The organism is Streptococcus sp. sy004, assembly GCF_007859205.1.
In the GTDB taxonomy this organism is placed as follows: Bacteria; Bacillota; Bacilli; order Lactobacillales; family Streptococcaceae; genus Streptococcus.
Window position 1 is genome coordinate 89,597 of the sequence record NZ_VOHP01000001.1, and the last position, 19,177, is coordinate 108,773.

The 19,177-nt window shown below is 37.0% G+C and carries 31 protein-coding genes and 4 pseudogenes; all 35 read left to right on the forward strand.

What is annotated here, in order from left to right:
- The first annotated feature begins 21 nt into the window (after positions 1 to 21).
- The 35 genes and pseudogenes from FRX54_RS06435 to FRX54_RS00680 all read left to right on the forward strand — a co-directional run bounded on the left by FRX54_RS06435 (position 22) and on the right by FRX54_RS00680 (position 19,121).
- Entirely contained in the window at positions 22 to 312 is a 291-nt protein-coding gene (locus FRX54_RS06435) for a DNA-binding protein (RefSeq protein ID WP_146459886.1), read from the forward strand.
- Positions 309 to 479 carry a hypothetical protein gene (locus FRX54_RS06275; RefSeq protein WP_186652441.1) on the forward strand — a complete coding sequence of 57 codons (171 nt, stop codon included), beginning with the start codon at positions 309 to 311 and terminating at the stop codon, positions 477 to 479. The genes FRX54_RS06435 and FRX54_RS06275 overlap by 4 nt, the downstream gene beginning before the upstream one ends.
- 2 nt (positions 480 to 481) lie before the next feature.
- The gene (gene dnaB / locus FRX54_RS00525) at positions 482 to 1,813 is read left to right on the forward strand and encodes a replicative DNA helicase (protein ID WP_146459888.1); all 1,332 of its coding nucleotides are present in this window, start codon (positions 482 to 484) and stop codon (positions 1,811 to 1,813) included.
- Between the two features lie 3 nt (positions 1,814 to 1,816).
- Positions 1,817 to 2,566, forward strand: a complete 750-nt coding sequence (locus FRX54_RS00530; protein WP_146459890.1) for a conserved phage C-terminal domain-containing protein — start codon at positions 1,817 to 1,819, stop codon at positions 2,564 to 2,566.
- A pseudogene (locus FRX54_RS06440) lies at positions 2,567 to 3,374 on the forward strand (ATP-binding protein). It abuts the gene before it with no gap.
- Between the two features lie 3 nt (positions 3,375 to 3,377).
- Positions 3,378 to 3,599 (forward strand): hypothetical protein, encoded by a 222-nt coding sequence (locus tag FRX54_RS00545; protein ID WP_146459896.1) that lies wholly within the window; start codon positions 3,378 to 3,380, stop codon positions 3,597 to 3,599.
- Positions 3,580 to 4,080 (forward strand): MazG-like family protein, encoded by a 501-nt coding sequence (locus FRX54_RS00550; RefSeq protein WP_146459898.1) that lies wholly within the window; start codon positions 3,580 to 3,582, stop codon positions 4,078 to 4,080. The genes FRX54_RS00545 and FRX54_RS00550 overlap by 20 nt, the downstream gene beginning before the upstream one ends.
- A gap of 228 nt (positions 4,081 to 4,308) precedes the next feature.
- Positions 4,309 to 5,403 (forward strand): annotated as a pseudogene (locus tag FRX54_RS00555) (DNA cytosine methyltransferase).
- 121 nt (positions 5,404 to 5,524) lie between these two features.
- Positions 5,525 to 6,274 (forward strand): annotated as a pseudogene (locus FRX54_RS00565) (DNA-methyltransferase).
- Positions 6,275 to 6,316: 42 nt separating this feature from the next.
- On the forward strand, positions 6,317 to 6,595 hold the full coding sequence (locus FRX54_RS00570; RefSeq protein WP_146459900.1) for a DUF1372 family protein: 279 nt from the start codon (positions 6,317 to 6,319) through the stop codon (positions 6,593 to 6,595).
- Positions 6,596 to 6,853 carry a DUF3310 domain-containing protein gene (locus FRX54_RS00575; protein ID WP_261379602.1) on the forward strand — a complete coding sequence of 86 codons (258 nt, stop codon included), beginning with the start codon at positions 6,596 to 6,598 and terminating at the stop codon, positions 6,851 to 6,853. It begins immediately after the preceding gene.
- Complete coding sequence (locus FRX54_RS06280) at positions 6,850 to 7,008, forward strand: hypothetical protein (protein ID WP_186652357.1); 159 nt, start codon at positions 6,850 to 6,852, stop codon at positions 7,006 to 7,008. The genes FRX54_RS00575 and FRX54_RS06280 overlap by 4 nt, the downstream gene beginning before the upstream one ends.
- Before the next feature lie 130 nt (positions 7,009 to 7,138).
- Complete coding sequence (locus FRX54_RS00580; RefSeq protein ID WP_146459902.1) at positions 7,139 to 7,480, forward strand: YopX family protein; 342 nt, start codon at positions 7,139 to 7,141, stop codon at positions 7,478 to 7,480.
- Entirely contained in the window at positions 7,473 to 7,640 is a 168-nt protein-coding gene (locus FRX54_RS06285; protein WP_186652361.1) for a hypothetical protein, read from the forward strand. Before FRX54_RS00580 ends, FRX54_RS06285 begins: the two co-directional genes overlap by 8 nt.
- Before the next feature lie 2 nt (positions 7,641 to 7,642).
- Entirely contained in the window at positions 7,643 to 7,888 is a 246-nt protein-coding gene (locus FRX54_RS00585) for a hypothetical protein (RefSeq protein WP_146459904.1), read from the forward strand.
- A gap of 105 nt (positions 7,889 to 7,993) precedes the next feature.
- On the forward strand, positions 7,994 to 8,287 hold the full coding sequence (locus FRX54_RS00590) for a helix-turn-helix domain-containing protein (RefSeq protein ID WP_146459906.1): 294 nt from the start codon (positions 7,994 to 7,996) through the stop codon (positions 8,285 to 8,287).
- Between the two features lie 90 nt (positions 8,288 to 8,377).
- Entirely contained in the window at positions 8,378 to 8,794 is a 417-nt protein-coding gene (locus FRX54_RS00595) for a DUF1492 domain-containing protein (protein WP_146459908.1), read from the forward strand.
- 66 nt (positions 8,795 to 8,860) lie between these two features.
- A complete protein-coding gene (locus tag FRX54_RS00600) occupies positions 8,861 to 9,451 on the forward strand; it encodes a tyrosine-type recombinase/integrase (protein ID WP_146459910.1) in 591 nt (196 codons plus the stop codon).
- A 212-nt stretch (positions 9,452 to 9,663) separates the two neighbouring features.
- Positions 9,664 to 9,993: an HNH endonuclease gene (locus FRX54_RS00605; protein ID WP_146459912.1), complete on the forward strand. Its 330-nt coding sequence runs from the start codon at positions 9,664 to 9,666 to the stop codon at positions 9,991 to 9,993.
- Positions 9,994 to 10,131: 138 nt separating this feature from the next.
- Positions 10,132 to 10,461, forward strand: coding sequence for a P27 family phage terminase small subunit (locus FRX54_RS00610; protein WP_146459914.1), 330 nt, complete (start codon positions 10,132 to 10,134; stop codon positions 10,459 to 10,461).
- Positions 10,454 to 12,100: pseudogene (locus FRX54_RS00615) on the forward strand (terminase large subunit domain-containing protein). The gene FRX54_RS00610 and the pseudogene FRX54_RS00615 overlap by 8 nt, the downstream one beginning before the upstream one ends.
- 64 nt (positions 12,101 to 12,164) lie before the next feature.
- Positions 12,165 to 12,425, forward strand: a complete 261-nt coding sequence (locus FRX54_RS06385; protein WP_261379603.1) for an acyl-ACP desaturase — start codon at positions 12,165 to 12,167, stop codon at positions 12,423 to 12,425.
- Positions 12,422 to 12,826 carry a type II toxin-antitoxin system death-on-curing family toxin gene (locus FRX54_RS00625; RefSeq protein WP_146459916.1) on the forward strand — a complete coding sequence of 135 codons (405 nt, stop codon included), beginning with the start codon at positions 12,422 to 12,424 and terminating at the stop codon, positions 12,824 to 12,826. Before FRX54_RS06385 ends, FRX54_RS00625 begins: the two co-directional genes overlap by 4 nt.
- 115 nt (positions 12,827 to 12,941) lie before the next feature.
- The gene (locus FRX54_RS00630; protein WP_146459918.1) at positions 12,942 to 14,084 is read left to right on the forward strand and encodes a phage portal protein; all 1,143 of its coding nucleotides are present in this window, start codon (positions 12,942 to 12,944) and stop codon (positions 14,082 to 14,084) included.
- A complete protein-coding gene (locus tag FRX54_RS00635; protein WP_146459920.1) occupies positions 14,071 to 14,790 on the forward strand; it encodes a head maturation protease, ClpP-related in 720 nt (239 codons plus the stop codon). Before FRX54_RS00630 ends, FRX54_RS00635 begins: the two co-directional genes overlap by 14 nt.
- Positions 14,791 to 14,810: 20 nt before the next feature.
- On the forward strand, positions 14,811 to 15,932 hold the full coding sequence (locus FRX54_RS00640; protein ID WP_146459922.1) for a phage major capsid protein: 1,122 nt from the start codon (positions 14,811 to 14,813) through the stop codon (positions 15,930 to 15,932).
- A 4-nt stretch (positions 15,933 to 15,936) separates the two neighbouring features.
- On the forward strand, positions 15,937 to 16,248 hold the full coding sequence (locus FRX54_RS00645) for a phage gp6-like head-tail connector protein (protein ID WP_146459925.1): 312 nt from the start codon (positions 15,937 to 15,939) through the stop codon (positions 16,246 to 16,248).
- Complete coding sequence (locus tag FRX54_RS00650; protein WP_146459927.1) at positions 16,217 to 16,429, forward strand: hypothetical protein; 213 nt, start codon at positions 16,217 to 16,219, stop codon at positions 16,427 to 16,429. The genes FRX54_RS00645 and FRX54_RS00650 overlap by 32 nt, the downstream gene beginning before the upstream one ends.
- Complete coding sequence (locus FRX54_RS00655; protein ID WP_146459929.1) at positions 16,407 to 16,766, forward strand: phage head-tail adapter protein; 360 nt, start codon at positions 16,407 to 16,409, stop codon at positions 16,764 to 16,766. Before FRX54_RS00650 ends, FRX54_RS00655 begins: the two co-directional genes overlap by 23 nt.
- On the forward strand, positions 16,753 to 17,169 hold the full coding sequence (locus FRX54_RS00660) for a hypothetical protein (RefSeq protein ID WP_222430368.1): 417 nt from the start codon (positions 16,753 to 16,755) through the stop codon (positions 17,167 to 17,169). The genes FRX54_RS00655 and FRX54_RS00660 overlap by 14 nt, the downstream gene beginning before the upstream one ends.
- Positions 17,169 to 17,558, forward strand: coding sequence for a hypothetical protein (locus FRX54_RS00665; RefSeq protein WP_146459931.1), 390 nt, complete (start codon positions 17,169 to 17,171; stop codon positions 17,556 to 17,558). Before FRX54_RS00660 ends, FRX54_RS00665 begins: the two co-directional genes overlap by 1 nt.
- 11 nt (positions 17,559 to 17,569) lie before the next feature.
- Complete coding sequence (locus FRX54_RS00670) at positions 17,570 to 18,154, forward strand: major tail protein (protein WP_146459933.1); 585 nt, start codon at positions 17,570 to 17,572, stop codon at positions 18,152 to 18,154.
- Positions 18,155 to 18,201: 47 nt separating this feature from the next.
- Positions 18,202 to 18,507, forward strand: coding sequence for a phage tail assembly chaperone G (gpG, locus tag FRX54_RS00675; RefSeq protein WP_146459935.1), 306 nt, complete (start codon positions 18,202 to 18,204; stop codon positions 18,505 to 18,507).
- A gap of 35 nt (positions 18,508 to 18,542) precedes the next feature.
- Positions 18,543 to 18,695 (forward strand): hypothetical protein, encoded by a 153-nt coding sequence (locus FRX54_RS06290; protein WP_186652365.1) that lies wholly within the window; start codon positions 18,543 to 18,545, stop codon positions 18,693 to 18,695.
- 90 nt (positions 18,696 to 18,785) lie between these two features.
- On the forward strand, positions 18,786 to 19,121 hold the full coding sequence (locus tag FRX54_RS00680; RefSeq protein WP_146459937.1) for a hypothetical protein: 336 nt from the start codon (positions 18,786 to 18,788) through the stop codon (positions 19,119 to 19,121).
- Positions 19,122 to 19,177 lie beyond the last annotated feature (56 nt).

Sequence of the window (19,177 nt, forward strand, 5' to 3'; positions counted from 1 at the left end):
TTGAAAGAGGTAGTGGTAACTATGGATGAATTGTTAGAGTCTTTGACAATGAAGTTTCAAGATAGGTTGACCTCAGCAGCTTTATCAGCTTCAGAATCAGCACTGAATTATGAACGGACGCATTTTCCACTGGAGTTAACTAAAAAGCAAGTCTGCCAAATGATTGGTGGCAATATGGATGTCACAACGTTTGACGCTAGATTTAATTGTTTTCCTGATTTTCCAAGAATCACAGGAAAAGGTCGTGAGAAGTATCCAAGAGATGCCGTGATTGAATGGTATGCCAAAAATTGGCAACGTTTGAGTGTATGAAGGGTAATGAGATGAAAAAAGTGTTTAATTGGTTATTTGCTAAGCCAAAGGAAGTGGAACGCTATGAGGTGGTTTTACCTCGTCAAACTTGGGAAGAAAATAGTCAAGTTTATGATCGTTTTCATGCTTATATGAAGCAGCAGGAGATTAAGAAAAAGGTGTGGTAGGTATGAATGATTTAAGTGTATTGCCTCAAGATGTCGTTGCTGAGCAGTCTGTATTTGGATCTATTTTCATCAAGCCAGCAGTACTTGTGACAGTTTCTGAATACTTGACACCAGCGGATTTTTATCGGCCAGCTCATCAGCTTTTGTTTAAGACGATGTTGACATTGACTAATCGTGGAGAAGCTATTGATGTTGTAACCGTCAAGGCTGAATTAGATAGTCAAGGAGGCTTGGATGCTATTGGTGGTATTGCTTATTTAACTGATATTTTGAATGCAGTGCCAACCAGTGCTCATGCAGAGTATTATGCCAAAATTGTGGCTAAAAAGGCACGATTGAGGAGTATTATCGCCAATCTCTCAGACTCTATTGGAGATGCTTATGACGAGGAGATGGCTATTGATGATATCATCGCTAAGGCTGAAAAATCGTTGCTTGAAGTTAGTCGTTCTAGCAATACTCGTAGTTTTAGACCGATTTATGATGTGTTGATGGAAAATCATGAACATATTGCAGAACGTGCTAATCAAAGCAGTGTTATCACGGGAGTGGCTACGGGTTTTTATGATTTTGATAAATTAACGACAGGCCTACATGAAGATCAATTGATTATCCTTGCTGCACGTCCAGCTATGGGTAAGACAGCTTTTGCACTGAATATTGCTCAAAATGTGGGTATTAAGTTAAGAAAGCCAGTGGCTATTTTCTCTCTTGAAATGGGGTCTGAGAGTCTGGTTGAGCGTATGCTTGCTAGTGAAGGGGCTATTATGAGTCATCACATTAGGACTGGTCAACTCTCTACAGAGGAATGGCAGAGGTTGGTTTTTGCACAAAGTCAATTGGCAGAAGCTCCCATTTTTATTGATGATTCGGCTGGTGTTCGTATTACTGATATTAGAGCTAGGGTTCGACGTTTGGCTCAAGAAATGGGAAATCTTGGTTTGATTATCATTGATTATCTTCAGCTTATTACTGGTTCGAGGTCGGATAATCGTCAGCAAGAAGTGTCAGAGATTTCAAGGCAGCTGAAAGTTATTGCCAAGGAATTAAAAGTTCCTGTGATTGCTCTTAGTCAGTTGAGTCGTGGTGTTGAGCAGAGACAAGATAAGCGTCCGATTATGAGTGACTTGAGAGAGTCAGGTAGTATTGAGCAAGATGCGGATATTGTGGCTTTTCTTTATCGAGATGATTATTATCAAGATAAGCAAGATGGTCAACCAGAAAGTAATCTGACAGAGTTGATTATCAAGAAAAATAGACATGGTGGTTTGGGAACAGTCAGGTTGTATTTTCATAAGGAGTACACCAAGTTTTCCAGTGTACAGGAGGAGTAATAAATGACTGAGACTTTTTTCAAAAAAGAGGTTGAGAAATACCAGTATATTCAGATACCCAAATGGCTTTTTCAAGAACCTTACAAGAATTTGTCGAGCAATGCTAAACTCATGTATGCTATGCTTTTTAATCGTTTAAGTTTATCTTTGGATAATGCCTGGCATGATACTAAAGGTCAGATTTTTATGTATTTTACTAATGGTGAATTTTGCAAAGAATTGGGTTGTTCTGAGAATACGGTAACTAAGACAAAAAAAGAGCTGAAAGACGCTGGACTTTTGCATGAAGAAAGACAAGGATTAACTAAACCAAATCGTCTTTACATCAAAGGGCCAGAAAGTGGTTCAGAACCGCAAAATTTGGGAGGCAGAACCGCAAAAAATAAGGCTCTCTACCCTCAAAAAGTTCAGACAATAAAGACTGATAAGAATAAGACTGATATTAATAATAATATATTGTTTACTTGTCAAGAAATCCTTGCGTACTTGAACAAGGTAGCTAGTAAGAATTTTCAAGCTAAATCACGTAGTCATCAGAAAGTTATTCAAGCGAGATTGAAAGAAGGTTATAGCTTGGATGATTTCAAAAAGGTGGTTGATGTGATGACCGCTAGTTGGAAAGGAACTGACTATGAGCAATATTTGCAACCGCAGACGCTTTTTGGAAATAAGATGGACAACTATTTGAATAAGCCAATGCCTAAAAAAGCACAACAAGTAAATGATAGCATTGATGAAAGGTTGGGATTTTAGATGGAAAATCATTTTCAAACCAAGCAAGTGCTTGAGGAAGTTTGTGATATTCACAGTTGTAACCTTTGGATGACTTTGGTATCTATCAAGGGGAGGTTAGAAAAAGTGGAGCAGTGTCCTGAGTGTACTAAGATAGCGATTGGAGTTTTTGGAAAAAAACTTGAGGCTGAATCAGAAATCAATAGCAAGTTAGCTGACACTTATGCTGTCTTTAATCGTGATAGTTTAGTCAGTGATAAGCTAACAGTTAAAAGCCTTGAGACTTACGAGATTAAGGCTGAGATTTATTAACTTTGTTAAGCGGATGGAACAGTTTTATCGTAGGGATGGTGTTGGTAATGCGATTGTTACTGGTCCTTCTGGTGTTGGTAAGAGTCATCTGACTTATGGTTTAGCTAGGTTTATGAATGAACAGTTTAAGGTTTACGACAATCCTAGAAGTATTCTCTTTGTGTCAGTAGTTAGTCTTTTCAACAAAGTCGAGGAAAGTTTTAGTATAGATAATGGATTTTCTAAGGCTAAGATGGTAGATCTTCTAACTAAGGTTGACTATCTATTCTTGGATGACCTTGGTAAAGAAAGTCGTAAAGATGGTAACAAAGCCAAGAACGAATGGCGACATCAATTACTGTATGAAGTTCTGGATAATCGGCACAACACTATTATCAATACTAATCTCAGTAGTGAACAAATCAAAAATTTATATGCGGATGACTTTGGAAATGGTGCTTTATCAAGTCGTATCTTGGAAGGTGTAATGGGTAATAGTTTTGTCTATCCAAAGGATATGCAAGATAGGAGGTATTGATGATTGTTCTTTACTTTGTCTTATCGTAAAACGTTTATTGGTAGCTTTGATAAGATTGGTGACGCTATTGATAAACTCAAACAACATCAAGAAAGTTACTCAGCTATTAGTTCACCTCGTTTTCGTAAGAGCAGGAGTGGTGAGATTATTAGGATTGATTATGGATCAAGTGATTGTTATTACTTAATTGAGAAAGGAGAAAGAGATGACAGAACAATTAACTGAAAAAGTTGAGCAATGGTTTATTAACCGTAATTTACATGAAGCAAACCCTGTTAAGCAATTTGAAAAGTTGATGGAAGAAGTAGGTGAACTTTTTGAAGGTATTGCTAAAGGTAAGTCTGAGTTGATTAAGGATGCGTTAGGAGATATGCAGGTTGTCTTAATTGGTTTGGAACAGCAGGTTAGAAATGGTGCACAGATTGAGGCTAGTCCACAGGAATTGGATCTATTGCTTATGGTGTCTAGTCTTGGAGAATTAGCAATGAAACTTCACAAACATATTTATCATAATGAAACTCAGACACCTCAAGTCCGTCCTGAGTTGAGTCTGTTACATTCAGTTATTCATAGTATATCTATTCATAACATGACTAACGCTGGTACTTGCTTGGCGATAGCTTACAAGGAAATCAAGGACAGAAAAGGAAAGATGATTGATGGTGTCTTTGTGAAAGAAGCTGATTTACAAAGTAAGGGAGGTTAGAATGAAAAGTCTCATGGAATGCAAGAACAAGCTAGACGAATGAAATATAGTCAACGTAAGAAATAAATAACCTAACGTGCCGTGAACCACGCTAAAAGCGAACTAGAAAATGCGTCAAGAATCAGTTGTTGATGAATGATGTAAGGAATGGCGACTGCCTGTATTTAGCCGAAACTCACAAGAGGGCAGTCGCATTTTTTTGATAAGTAAGACAAAAAAGGGAAAGAAATGAAATTTTTAGACCTTTTTGCTGGTATTGGCGGTTTTCGTCTTGGCATGGAGGCGGCAGGACATAAATGTGTTGGTTTTTGCGAAATTGATCCATTCGCTAGAAAGAGTTATAAAACAATACATAGTACAGAAGGAGAAATAGAACTACATGACATTACAACAGTCACAGATGAGTCTATTCGAAGAATCGGAAGTGTGGACATTATCTGTGGAGGATTTCCGTGCCAGGCTTTCAGTATTGCAGGAAACAGACACGGTTTTGAAGATACACGAGGAACTCTCTTTTTTGAGATTGCACGGTTCGCCTCTATTCTCAAACCTAAATATCTATTCCTTGAAAACGTCAAAGGACTCCTTAGTCATGACGAAGGAGCTACATTTGAGACAATCCTCGGAGTCTTGGATGAATTGGGGTACAACGTGGAATGGCAAGTGCTTAACAGCAAAAATTTTGGAGTCCCCTAAAATAGGGAACGAGTCTTCATTATTGGACATCTTAGAGGAGCAGGTACCAGAAGAATTTTTCCTATCGGACGAGAAGGCGAATCGGTTGTTACTGGAAATGAAGTAATCTCTATAGGAAATGTTAATCCTTCAGGAAATGGGATGAATGGTGAGATATATTCTGCTAATGGCTTAGCTCCAACTATCACAACAAATAAGGGAGAAGGGCAGAAAATCTTAATTCCTCATTATTTTAAGAATGTGCCACAAATTATTCAAAAAGCTAGAGGCTATAATAAAGGTTGTTTTCATGCTATTGCACCCACAGTAACTAGTAATAGTTATCATGAAAATAATTTATTGGCTGTTTATGACCTGTATAACAAAAGAAAAAGAGATAACATTGGCACTTTAACTGCAAATGGTTATCGTAGTCTTAGTACAATGGGAACTTTTGCAATTTCTCAAGGTAGTAAAATTAGGAAGTTGACTCCTAGAGAATGTTGGAGATTGCAAGGATTTCCAGATTGGACTTTCAATCGAGCAAAAGAAGTTAACTCTAACGCTCAATTATATAAACAAGCGGGAAACAGTGTGACAGTTAATGTAATCTATGCCATAGCAAGTAGAATGGAGATAGGAGGATGAAACTAGTTCTAAACATCGAACCGATGGGTAGATGATAATCTGATTGTGGAACACACGACTAGAAAAGTCTATAGTCCAAATCCACGGATTGAATTGGTAATAACTGAAATAGGAGGAGAGAATGAAATGTGAATTATTCAATGATCATTTTGAAAATGCCAAGCGATACAATATTCCGAGAGAACAGCTTATCATAGCTGATATCCCATATAATCTAGGCAATAATGCTTACGCTTCTGACCCTAGATGGTACAAAGATGGGGATAACTCGAAAGGAGAAAGTCAGTTAGCTGGAAAATCGTTTTTTGATACTGATAATGACTTTAAAATCAATAACTTTTTTGATTTTTGTAGCCGTTTGTTAAGAAAAGAACCAAAAGAAAAAGGGAAAGCTCCAGCTATGATTGTTTTTCATGCTTGGCAATAGCGAGACATGGTTATAGCATGTGGCAAAAAACATGGTTTCAATAAGGCTTACCCGCTGTACTTTACAAAGAAATCAAGTCCACAAGTTCTCAAAGCAAATATGAAAATTGTTGGAGCTGTCGAAGAAGCAACGGTACTTTATCGAGACAAGTTACCCAAATTTAACAATGGTGGTGCTATGGTGCTTAATCATGCACCTTGGGAAAAAGATAATTCTTATCCAGTTATTCATCCCACTCAGAAGCCAGTCCCGGTGTTGAAACGTTTGATTGAGATTTTTACTGACGAAGGTGATGTGGTTATTGATCCAGTAGCTGGTTCAGCGTCAACTTTAAGGGCAGCTATCGAAATGAATCGTTCTGCTTATGGATTTGAAATTAAAAAGAAATTTTATAAGGCGGTGAAGGAACAGATGTTGTCAACCTTTCAAACCAGTTTATTTTGATGAGTGGGAACAGACAACGATTTATGATTTTTTGGAGGGAGAATGAAACTTAACAAGCAAACAAAAACAAATCTTAGACTTCTTTGGATCATGTTTGAAGTGGCAGTGGTTATCTTTGCTTTAGTTGATTTATCTAAGAAAAATCCTAGTCATATAGAAGTTATGGCACCAGTTGGAACAGTTATCAAGAAAGAGCAGCAGGGGCAAAAGCACACTGTCACAATCAAGGGCTACGGTAAGTTTCTAGTGACCAAGGAAGAATATGAACAAATAGAGCTTGGCGATAAAGTGCTGAGATTTTTGGTAGAAAGGGGTCAGTAAGTGACAGTTGGAAAATTTAATCGCATAGAGATACACGATGATATTACAAACCCAAAACACTATCAAGGCAAGCATGGACTAGAAGCAATACAAGTTGTTGATAATTTTATTGGCAGACTAGCTGGTAAGTCGGCTTATTGTTGGGGGAATGTCATTAAATATCTTCTGCGTTTTCAGAATAAGAACGGTATAGAAGATTTGAAAAAAGCACGTCAGCATTTAGATTGGTTGATTGAAGAAATAGAGAAAGAAGAATGATTTTTGGGCTAACTAATGGGCATATAAAGCTTGCAAAAAAATTTTTGGCTAGTAGAAATGATAATCTTGATTATCAAAAAGCTTTGGATGATTTTGAGGGATTGTTGTTGACATTTCTTGAGGAGAATATAGGTAGAGTATTGGAAAATGATTAAAATTGAATCTTGTGAAGAATGTGGTTGTAAGTATCGTGAAGGCACTGCGGACTACGATAGCATCTATCAGACAAGCTACTGTAGCGATTATCTGGTGGAACGAGTAGAAAATGGAAAGGAGTGGTAGTAGATGTTGCCAAAATTTAGAGCGTGGTTAAAAGATAAACAAAGAATGGTCGGAGTTAATTTTTCGGCAAGAGAAGAAGAAATGAGTGTTATGCAATCTACGGACATGCAAGATAAAAACGGTCAAGAGATTTTTGAGGGAGATATAGTCACTATCCCATATGGCTTGGATAATCGACTTGTGAAATATTTAGTTAAATCAAGTGACTCTGGGGAATGGAGACTAACTAGTTTAGAACCTGAAACTACTGCATATTTTTCTTTATTTGACAAATTGGAAGGGTTAACTATTGTGGGAAATCGTCATGAAAATCCTGAATTATTAGAGGAGGTAGGTTTTGACTAAGGAAACTATCTACCAAGTTATGATTGCGATTTTAACGACATTAGTTGTTATTTTGTTAGCTATCATGGAAAATCAGCGTAAAGAATACCTAGAAATTATCAATCGTAAAATTAACACGGTTGTTTATGTTCCAGATAGTACAGATAGGAAGGCGGAGTAAATATGGAATGGATTGAAATTAAAACAAGACCTATTACTGATGAAGAACAAGAACTTTATCCTTATTTAGATTGCATGTTTGATTGTCAAGTGCCAGATGTCTTTGAAAACGTACTTGTTACACTTAGTGATGGACGTATAGACGTTGATATGTTTGATGATTATGGTTATGGTGGGGTTGGTTTTTCTGAATATGACGATGATGTTATCGCATGGATGCCACTTCCAGTACCATTTAGAAAGGAGTAATTAATGGGATTGCTTATGTTTTTAATCAGAGCAGTCAAGCAATTTTTCAGAGCTAATCGTTATGATTGAGACAGTAGGATGTATTGGATATAGAAAGGAGAATATATGGAACTAAGGATTAGAGAATTACGTCAACAGTTAGGTATTACTGTTAGACAGATGAGTGTTACAACAGGGATATCTATACGTAGTTTGGAAGCTTATCATCAAGGGACAACACCATCTATCCATACGATTGAGAAAATTGCTAAAACCTATAATGTAAATCCAGCATGGTTAGTTGGTTGGAGTGATAATCTTGATGTGGCTGAAGAGCCAGCTTATATTGAGGTTGATAAAGGACGCTTGCCTCCTTACTGGAATAATGACAACGATGGGAAGTTGATTAGTTGGAAGTAAGGTAATATATTATTTTGTCGTCTTTTGTCCCAAATGTCGTTTTTTCTTTGATATGATGATAGCATCCAAAGTTAGGAAAGAGGGTTGATAATGAACAAAATGACGATCATAAATCGATTAAAAAATTTGAAAACGATTGATATTGAAATCATGTCTAAACGTCAAGAGATTGTATCTTTACGATCTAAGGTGTTGAAAAGTCCTCAGTTTACGAATATGCCTAAAGGAACTCATTTTGGTAATGCTACTGAAAAGTTAAATTTGCAGATTATTGATGATACAGATAGAATCAATAAGGAGATTGCTGAACTTTATAGTGAGCGTCAAATTTTGATTAGAGCCATTGACTCTTTGGATAATAATTTGGAACGCAATGTGATTCGTTTGTATTATCTAAACAATTATACCTGGTTAGAAATTAGCCGTCAGTTAAATTGGAGCATTCGCCAACTGCAACGCTTTAAGGATAATGGAGTGGCTAAGTTAGAAAAAATCTTAGTCAACTAAGAAATTATTAAAAGTATTGTCTAGCTAGATAATGCTTTTTTGTATTGAGAAAGGAGTTGAAGTTATGTGGTAAAAGTAGAACCGATTAGAAATCCAGCAGATGTTGAGTTATTGATTGATTACATGTTAGGAGAAAGTGCTAGGTCTGAAAGGGTAAGGCAAAGAAATGCTTTGCTTGTAGCAATTGGTGTTAATGCTGGTTTTCGTATAGGTGATATTGTTAAGTTGCAACGAAAACATGTGCATGGTTGGCATATTGATTTTTATGATCAAAAGACAGATAAACATACTAGACGAAAGATGACAAAGAAGTTGAAAGAACGTTTATTACATTATATGGGAGATATGAAACCTAATGACTATCTTTTTCCTAGTCGTGAGAATAAAGGCAAAGGGAAATATAAGAAAAGACATCAACATATTACATCTAATACAGCTTATAAGATTATTAAGAATGCAGCTAATGAACTAGGCTTAGAAAATATTGCTACACACTCTTTAAGAAAAACCTTTGGTATGATGATTTATGAACAACAAAAAGATGTTGCTATTGTGATGGATATGCTTAATCATTCTAGTCAATCAATTACATTGCGTTATATTGGGAAAAATCAAGACTCTCAAGACAAGGCTATAGCCAAGTTTGGGGGTTTTTAATTTTTTGATTGTATTCAGTTCATTATTTTAAGAGGAGAGTGAACTCATTTTATGAAGGTAAGTGTAAGCCTTGTTAGAGTAGGAGAATGAAGCCTAAAGTGAGTTCAATACTTTATATAAAACAAGGAACTAAAAAAGGCAATTGGTCTAGTTGTTATGTCTTGTGTTACAACAAATTAACATTTAATTTATGGGAGAAATAAGCAAGTTAAATGAATGAGATGTCATCAAAAGAAAATCGTAGAGCGTTTTATAATTCAACAAAGTGGAGACGATTACGACAACAAGTTTTAGAACGTGATCATTATGAATGTCAGTGGTGTGTATCTGAAGGTAAGGTGACGTCAAATCTATCTCAGTCATTAGGTCAAGAAAGAATTATTTTAGAAGTGGACCACATCAAAGAATTAGAATATTATCCAGAATTAGCTTTGGAAATAGATAATCTCAGGACATTATGTAAATATCATCATAATCAAAGACATCAGAGATTTGAATTTAAGAAAAAACGATTTTTTCGTGAAGATGAATGGTGGGGATAAAATGTTTTCGAACGTGATTTTTATTTTTCCTACATACCCCCCATCAAAATAAATGTCGTTAAAATACTTCTCAGGGAACCGGTGGGAGGGGTTGACTAGCAAGATAAATATTAAATTTTTGAAAGGAGGGGGGATAAAATGGAAAAAATTATCCAAGATTTAGAAAAACAGCTACTTTCAAAAGTAGCCCAATTTAGTCAGAAGAGAAAAGACGCTGTGGAACTAGAAAAGGTTCGTCGTTATATGAATTTGGTTAGGCAATACTATGCCTTGCAAAAAGAAATTGATGAGTTGGGTCTGATTGTTGAGACGAGAAATGCCTCTCAAACATTTTTTAAGGAGAATCCAGCTATTGCAACTCAGCTAAAAATCAGTGCTCAATTATTAGCTATTGAGAAATCCTTTAGTTTTACAGTGGAAAATTCGCCAGTTAAACAAGAGGAAGGTGCAGGATTGTTAGATGGTTAGTCATAAGTATATTGATGATTATCTTGCTAGGTATGAACGAGGAGAGATTTTATTCAATAAGGAACGGAAATTGCTTTATGACTATTTGAAGAGCGATTTGCTTGTTCGTGAAGATATTTATTTTGATGAGAAATTGATAGAGTCCTATGTGAATTTTTCGGAGAAGTATTATTTTCCCTTAGATGAGTAGGAAAAATTTATTGCTCCATTTGTCTTTTGTTTTTTCAAAGAGAGTGGTGACTTAGTTTTTGAGAAGTTTTTTGTGACTATGGGACGAGGTGGTGGTAAGAATTGTTTTATCACAACTTTGGCTAATTTTTTGATTAGTGTCTTGCATGGAATTCCACTTTATGATGTGACGATTGTGGCTAACTCAGAGAATCAGGCTCAACGGAGCTTTCTTGAGGCTCATTATAAGATCGATGAGAAACCTGTTTTACAAAAGTTTTTTGTCAATGGTAAGGCTAAGATTGTTGATCGTAAGACTAAGAGTACTTTTGCTTTTGCAACTTCTAACGCTAAGACTAAGGACGGTGGCCGTGAGGGTGCTGTAATTTATGATGAGATACATGAGATGGTTGATGAGGCGATTGTTAATGTCTTTTCTGGTGGTTTGGGTAAGGTGGATCATCCAAGAGAATTTTTTATCTCGACTAATGGTTTCGTTCGTGATGGTTACTATGACAAGTTGTTTGCCAAATGTGTGGCTTTTTTGAAGGGAGAAAGTCAGGAACGTATTTTTCCTTTTATTTGCAAGTTGGATGAAGCTAGTGAGGTAGATGATTTTGAAAAATGGGAGAAGGCTAATCCTGTTTTTGCCAAGCCAATGAATCGACGAGCGACTCGTTTGTTTAATAAGCGGTTGAATGATTATCATGATTTGGTGGAGAATCCTAGTGCTAGGAAGAATTTCATGAATAAGCACATGAATTTTCCTGAGTTGGATTTGGAAAAAGATGTGACTAGTCGTGAGAAGTTGTTAGCAACTCAGCGAGAACCTTCTGAAATATTAGCTGGTCGGTCTTGTGTGGCCGGATTTGACTTTGCTAGTATTCGAGATTTTGCTTCTGTAGGTCTTTTGTTTAAGGTGGGAGATGAGTATGTATGGAAGCAACATAGTTTTGCTCGTCGTGAGATTATTAAGACCTTTAACATTAAGGCTCCATTGGAGGAGTGGGAAAAACTAGGTTTGGTGACACTTGTGGATGAGCCTAGTATTTCAGCGAGTTTGTTGGTCAATCAGTTGGTCAAGTGGCGAGAAGAAGGTTATCAAATTGAAGTGGTCTGTGCAGATAGTCATCGCATGGATTATTTGAAGCTATTATTAGAAGAAACTGGTTTTATTTTTGAATTTTTAAGAAATCCTGGTGCTATTCAAGCGAAGATGTCACCGATTATTGAAGATAATTTTGAAAATGAACGTTTTGTTTTTGGGACAGATCCAATGATGTTATGGTATGTGGACAATACCTTTGTTCGTAAGGATAAATCAGGTAATATCCGTTATGATAAAAAAGAACAAGTGCGTCGTAAAACAGACGGTTTTCATGCCTTATTAGCAGCACTCTATAAACGAGATTGTATTGTCGAGGGTAATGCTTTTGATTTTCTTGAAGCGATTGAGAATTGGGAGTTTTGACGAATTTCTTGTTTTTTGTATAGGCATTTGATATAATTGTATATACAAAGAAGGAGAATTTGATATGGGGACTTTAGTAAGAAATCAGCAGTTTAATTTTAGGGTTAATGGAGATATTTTGACTGCAGCCAAGAAGGTTGCTCAAAAAAAAGGAGTTAGCTTGGCTGATGCACTTAATCAGTTTTTAGAAGTGATGGTGGAAACTCAAGATTTTCCTGTTGTCAAGGAAGATAGTCGTTATGTGACGAAAGATGAATTGCTTGTTGACATGGAAGATATTTTTTCAGAGTATGACCAGGTATTTAGGGAGCTTGTGACTAAATGACAATTTATTTGAGTGAGGAAGATTTAATTTTTCTAAATCAGGCATTGATTACTCGTTATTCACCTAATGAACCAGTTGGAGTACTGGATAAGGCGAGTTTGAATATGATTGTAAACCTCCCACAACTAGATGTTTTTGGTCAAGAGATGTACGAAAATCTTTTTGATAAAGCCATGATTTTCTTTGTTCAACTAGTTAAGAAGCATTGTTTTGTTAATGCTAACAAGCGAACTGCGGTTTATGCGTTGATTAAATTTTTAAGATTAAATGGCTATCATTTAGTCGCTGAAGTAAAGGAACTGGTTGATTTTTCTGTCGATGTTGCTATGGAACCTCTATCCGATGAAAATATGAAAAAGTGGTCAAAGTGGATTGAGAAGAAAAGTGAAAGATTAGAATAGTTTAATCTATCTTGTCGTGTTTTGTCGTATATGTCGTTTTTAATATGTTAGAATGGTAGTATGAATGAAAAGGAGGCCCACGGTCTCTTTTTTTGATTAGGAGGGAGGTATTGGGGTGCGATTTTGGAACTGGTTTACTTTTCGAAATAAGAGTCCAGCTTTTGATGATTTTGATGATTTGATTGAATCAGCACAGAAGATTTACTTAAAGTCTTTAGCTATTGATAAATCTGCTGAATTGATGGCTCGTCTGTTTTCAAAGGCTGAGTTTCTATTTTTGAAAGATGGCGAGCGAGTTTTTAATCCATGGTCTTACTTAATTAATGTCAAACCCAATCTAGCTGAAGGAGCTGCTCGATTTTGGCAACGAGTGGTTTATCGTTTGATTGTGGCCAATGAGGTCTTAATCGTCTTATCGGATGATGATCAATTATTAGTAGCTGATTCTTATATTCGGCGTGAATATGCTTTGTATGAGGAACGTTTTGAATCGGTAGTCGTTAAAGATTACCAATTCAAACGTTCTTTTGCTAGGTCAGATGTTATCTTTATCCAATACAATAACGGTCATTTAGATAGATACTTGGGAGAACTTTTTGATGATTATCATAAATTGCATAATCGTATGGTAGAGTCATTGGCTCGAAATAATCAAATTCGAGGCACCTTAAATATTAAAGGTGCTTCACAGTTTACAGCTAAGCAAACAGAGACTCTGAAAAAGTATAGTGAACGATTATTTACGGCTTTTAAGGATAGGTCTGTGGCCATTGTACCAATGATTGATCAAGTGGATTATGCAGAATTGACTAATAAAACAGCAACGGCAAACTTATCTGTTGAAGAATTAAAGCGTCTAAAGTACCAGTTTGAAGATGAAGTAGCTAATCTTATTGGTATTCCCACTGTTTTATTGCATGGAGATGTGGCAGGTATTGAACAAGCTCGGCAATCATTTGTCAGTGATTGTTTAAAACCATTGATTAAGAAGGTGGTAGATGAGCTGACAGCTAACTTTATTTCAGCTTATGATTATCACCAAGGTTATCGTTTAGAAATTAGTCATGTGATTGAACGTGATTTATTGGACTTGTCATCAAATATAGATAAGGTGGTATCTAGTGGTGCTTTTCGTATCAACGAGGTTCGTCATGAGTTGGGTTATGAGCCGATTGAAGAAGGTCATCAAATTATACGCACTAAAAATTATGAGGTGACAGAAACTGCTAAGAAAGGAGGAGAAAATGAAACAGATTGAGATTAAAGGACCGATTGTGTCAGATAGTGACCGTTGGTTTTATGATTGGATGGATATGCCAGCAACAGCTCCTAAAGATGTGGTTTTACCTGTTGATGGTTCATCAATTGAAGTCATTATCAATTCGGGTGGTGGTGATGTTTATGCAGGTAGTGAAATTTATACCATGTTAAAAAGCTATGCTGGTGAAGTGGTAGTTAAGATTGTGGGAATTGCTGCAAGTGCTGCATCTGTTATTGCTATGGCTGGTGATCGAGTAGAAATCAGTCCGACTGCTCAGTTGATGATTCACAATGTGTCAACAACGACCCAAGGTGATCATATTAAACTCTTGCATGAGGCAGATGTTTTAGAAAATTATAATCAGTCGATTGCGAATAGTTACCGGTTGAAAACTAAATTAGAGATGACTGAACTGTTGGATTTGATGAATAAAGAGACATGGTTTACATCTGAACAGGCTGTTGCCTACGGTTTTGCAGATGTGGTCATGTTCGAGGAAGTAGTCAAAGCTCCACAACTCGTGGCTGGTTTAGAAAATATTATTCCTAGTGAGGTGATTGCTAAGTTTGCAAGTATAGTTAATCAGAAACAGGAGATTGATTATGATCGTTTAGCGACAGCAGTTGAAAATAGATTGGTTGAAAGACAGAAAAAATCAACTAACAAAGTATCAAATAAAGGATTTGGTGCTTATTCGTTTTGAAAAAATAAGAGGGAGAAAGAATGAAATTATCTAGTAAATTTAATGAAATCCGTCAACGTTTTGTGAATGTGGTACAAGCAGGTGAATCACAAGAAGTTCAAGCTGAACTTTACAATCAGATGTTAGATGCTATGTTTGAAGAAAGTAAGAAAGTGGCTCGTACAGAAGTTGAAACAGTGGTAGCTATGAGTCCAGCAGAAGCTAAATTAACAGCTCGTGAGCGTCAGTTTTTCAATGAGATTGATAAGACAGTGGCTCCTTGTTTGGCTGAGTTATTACCTGAAGAGACAGTTGACCGTATCTTTGAAGATTTAACAACAAAACATCCATTATTAGAACAGATTGGCTTGAAAAACGCTGGTTTACGCATGAAATTTATTGATGCTGAAGTTGCTGGACAGGCTCAGTGGGGAGAGATTTATGGGGAGATTAAGGGGCAGTTAACTGCTCGGTTTAATCAATCGAAATCTATTCAGCATAAATTAACTGCTTTTGTGGTTATTCCTAAAGATGCCGAGAAGTTTGGTCCTGCTTGGCTTCAAACTTTTGTCACAACTCAAATCAACGAAGCCTTTGCAGTGGCTCTAGAAGCTGCTTTTCTAACTGGTGATGGAGATAGTAAGCCAGTTGGTTTAAATCGATCATTGCAAGGTAAGGTGGTTGGAGAAAAGGCGGTCTATGATGAGAAAGCACCTAGCGGAACTTTAACATTTGCAGATGCTAAAACAACAGTTACTGAGTTGACTAAAGTTCATAAGCATCATTCGGTCAAGGAAGATGGTCACACGTCTGTAGAAGTAGATGGCAAGATTGTCATGGTAGTCAATCCAGCTGATGCTTGGGATGTGAAAAAACAGTACACATCATTAAACTTGCAAGGTGTTTATGTGACGGCTTTACCTTATAATGTGACTATAGTGGAGAGTGTTGCTCAGAAGGCAAAACAAGTGACTACCTTTGTCAAAGGACGTTATGATGCCTATGTTGCTGGTGGCATCGAAATTGGTCGTTATATGGAAACATTAGCTTTGGAGGATATGATTCTTTATACGGCTAAGCAGTTTGCTTATGGTCGTGCTCGTGATGAGCGAGCAGCTGCAGTTTGGATTTTGGACGTACCAGATAAGTTACCTGAGGCTTAGGCTAATGACTATAGAAATTGGTGATGAGTTATTAACTGCTTTTAAGGAGCGGATGCGGATTTTTCATGATGCTGAAGATACTAATTTAAGGCGTATCTTGGCTGGTTCTGTGTCTGCTCTTAATGAGCGGTTTGGTCTTGAAGTTAGAAAAACAGGGTCTGGTCAGGAGCTTATCTTAGAACGTTCTCGTTTTGTTTATAATGATAAACTAGAGCTATTTGAGACGGCTTTTGCTTCAGAATTGAATCGTTTTGCAGTAACCCATACATTAAAGGAGGAAATTAATGAGAGTAAGAACGAAGCAAGTATTTCGTGACTTGAAGGAAAAAATTATTCGTCAAGTGGGAGATGAGTTTGACGTATCTGAGGAGCGTTTGGCTGAGCTAGAGCAAAAATTACCAGGTTTTATTGAGGTAGTGGATATGGGGGAACCTGTGAAAAAAGGACGTCGAACTAGTAAAAAGGTAGCTGATGATGGCACGCAAGGAGACGACTAATGGCGATTTGAGAACTCCAGTAGTCTTTTTAGGTGCTAAGGTGGCGACTGGTCTCGATGGTCGTGATGAAGTATCGGAAAAATTATTTGAAACCTTTGCAGAAGTTTATAATCCTAGCCTGAAAGATATGGAAGTAGCTTCTGGTCATGGAGTTCGAGCAAGTCTGACACTAAAAATTCGAGATCCCTTAACGGCTTATCAGCTAGATAATCGTCATTTTGTCCAGATTATGGATAGAAGATTCTCTAATCACTTATGGGAGATTGTGTCGATTCGTCCTGACTTTCATCAGCGTGATTTTTTAGTGTTGGTGTTGGGAGGTGATGGTAGTGGCTAGTGGTGTTGAGCTGATTGGTGTAGAGGATGTCTTAACGAATATGGAGCGGAAATTAGGCGACTCTAAAGTAAGACGAGTTAGCAATAAAGCACTTCGTGAAGTTGGTCAAGAACTTGAGCCTGAATTTAAGCAGGCAGTGTCCAGTTATCAAGATACAGGTGCTACGGTTAATGCTGTGGTAGTATCAGGAGTCAGTCGAGCTAGTGGTCGTGCTGAAATCAAACTTGGTTTTGGCAAGGGATTTCCAAGTCGATGGCAGTTGGTCCATCTAAATGAGCTAGGTTATGATAGAAATCGAAATCCTAGGGGCTTTGGAGTAATTCGTCGTTTTTCTAATCGTTTAGAAAATCAATACCCTGAAAAGATAGCTACAAAGTTGAGAGCTGGTTTTGGAGGTGACTGATGGTTAGGGATATGTTGTCTGAACTTTACGATGTTTTGGTAGCAGATGATCGTTTGGCTAGGGTGTGTATCAAATCTTTTGAGCGTCCTGAAACTTTGGCTACTAAGTCAGCCAGTATTGTCATTAAGCCTGTTCAATCACCAATTCAGTCAGCTAGAGGTTCTAATCAGAGTTTGGCTAAGAGCTATTTATTTCAAGTCAATGTAGAAAGTGGTAACCGCTTGGAGTGTAAGGAACTGCAACGAGTGGTTGAAGGGCTGTTTGAAAAAGCAGGTTTTTATCAAGTTACGGATGCTATTAGTAATTTGGAAGATTATATTGCCTCCATTCAACGTTATGTGGATGTGAGGACTTATCGAGGGAGTAGTCCCTTGTATCAAGATTTTTAGGAGGAATGAAAATGACACTTGTTGGTTTTAAGTCAATGACAGTTCGGGTGCTAGATGGTCAAGAGACCGTGACAGCAGACCAAAACTTGTTTGTTGTGGAAGGTAAGGAGCATAAAGGAGCGACGCAGAAGGTTGACATTAAGGGATTAGCTGCGGATGTGACTAAGGCTTATGGTTCTAATATAGCTTATTATGTTTCTCGTAAGGGAGTAGGCGATGTGACAGCGGATTTTGAAATTCTAGATTTACCGTTCTTAATGCGAGAAGTACTATTGGGTTATAAGAAAGAGGGTCAACTGTCCTTTATTGGAGCAGATACAGAGGCACCTTATTGTTCTGTTTTGCTAGAATCGGAGGATTTGGCAGGCAATCCTGTTTATCTAGGATTTTTCAAAGGTTCTTTTTCAGCAGAAGAATTTAGTGCGGAGACACGCAAGGAGAAAACTGATGAACCTGGTGCAGATAAACTGACTTATACGGCTCTAGCAGGCGAAAAAGGTGAAGCTAATGGACAATATGTGGCTTACTATATCGGTCGTGAAGAGACGGAACTTAATAAGTTAAAAGCTCTTCTAGGTATGGTGGCAGCTGGTTAGGTTGAGGTGGGTTTCCACCTCTTTTTTTGAAGAAAGATGGAGGATTTATGGCAACTTTAGAAATTAAAGTACGCAATCAACAAGGAGAAAAGGTTGTTTTTGAAAATGATTTTATTCCTGTTGCTAAGTATCGTGAGTATTTGGAAATGGTGGCTCGTCATGAGGATGAGAAATTGGCTTTATCAGAGGCTGTTAAGTTGGATGAACAATTAGTATTTATCGCTAGTTTATTTCCTGGTCTTGACAGTGAGCTGATGTATCAAGGTTTGGAGATGGCTGAGTTGAATGAGATTATTGGTAAAATCTTTGTTCGTTTAATTGGAGCTGAAGATGACCCAAAGGGGAGCGATTAAGTGCAAAGGAGAGTTTAACTAAGTTTGATGCTTTTTTGAAGGCTGTTGTTTGCTCTGATTATGGTATGAGTATTCGTGATGTAATGGCGACAGACTATGAACATTTGATGGCTATTTTAAGAGTGACAGATGTCGAGAAGGACAAACGAGATGTCATGAATTTAGGCGACTTTATCGGTCAATTGTAGTTTGTTAAAAATTTGATAAAACCCTAAGTAATCGCTTGCTTTTTCAAGTTTGAGTAGTATAATAAAGATAAAGAAACGAGGTGAAGGGAAATGGGTGAACTGGAACTATTAGCTCAAGATTTAAGACGAACAGAAAAAGAACTTAAGAGAGCTTACATCTGGCTTAGTGTTTGGTGTTTAATATTTATCATCAATTTTATCTGGGGTTCTTGGTCATTCTTAATGAGTGTTTATGACTTTAAATTTTTGTTTTGGTTATTTGTTATTCCTGTATTACTAGAACCTTTTTTCTATTCTTTTCTACTTGGTGTTATCCTTTATTCTACGGTACAAGAAAAATGGGAACAAGTGAAGCGTTATCAGCATGAATATTCTATGGCTGAGCTGTATTTAGACAGTGTAATCAAGTCAGCCCAAGGAAATTAACTAATAAAATAATAGAACGATATTGTCTAAGGACAATGTCGTTTTTTATTTAGGAA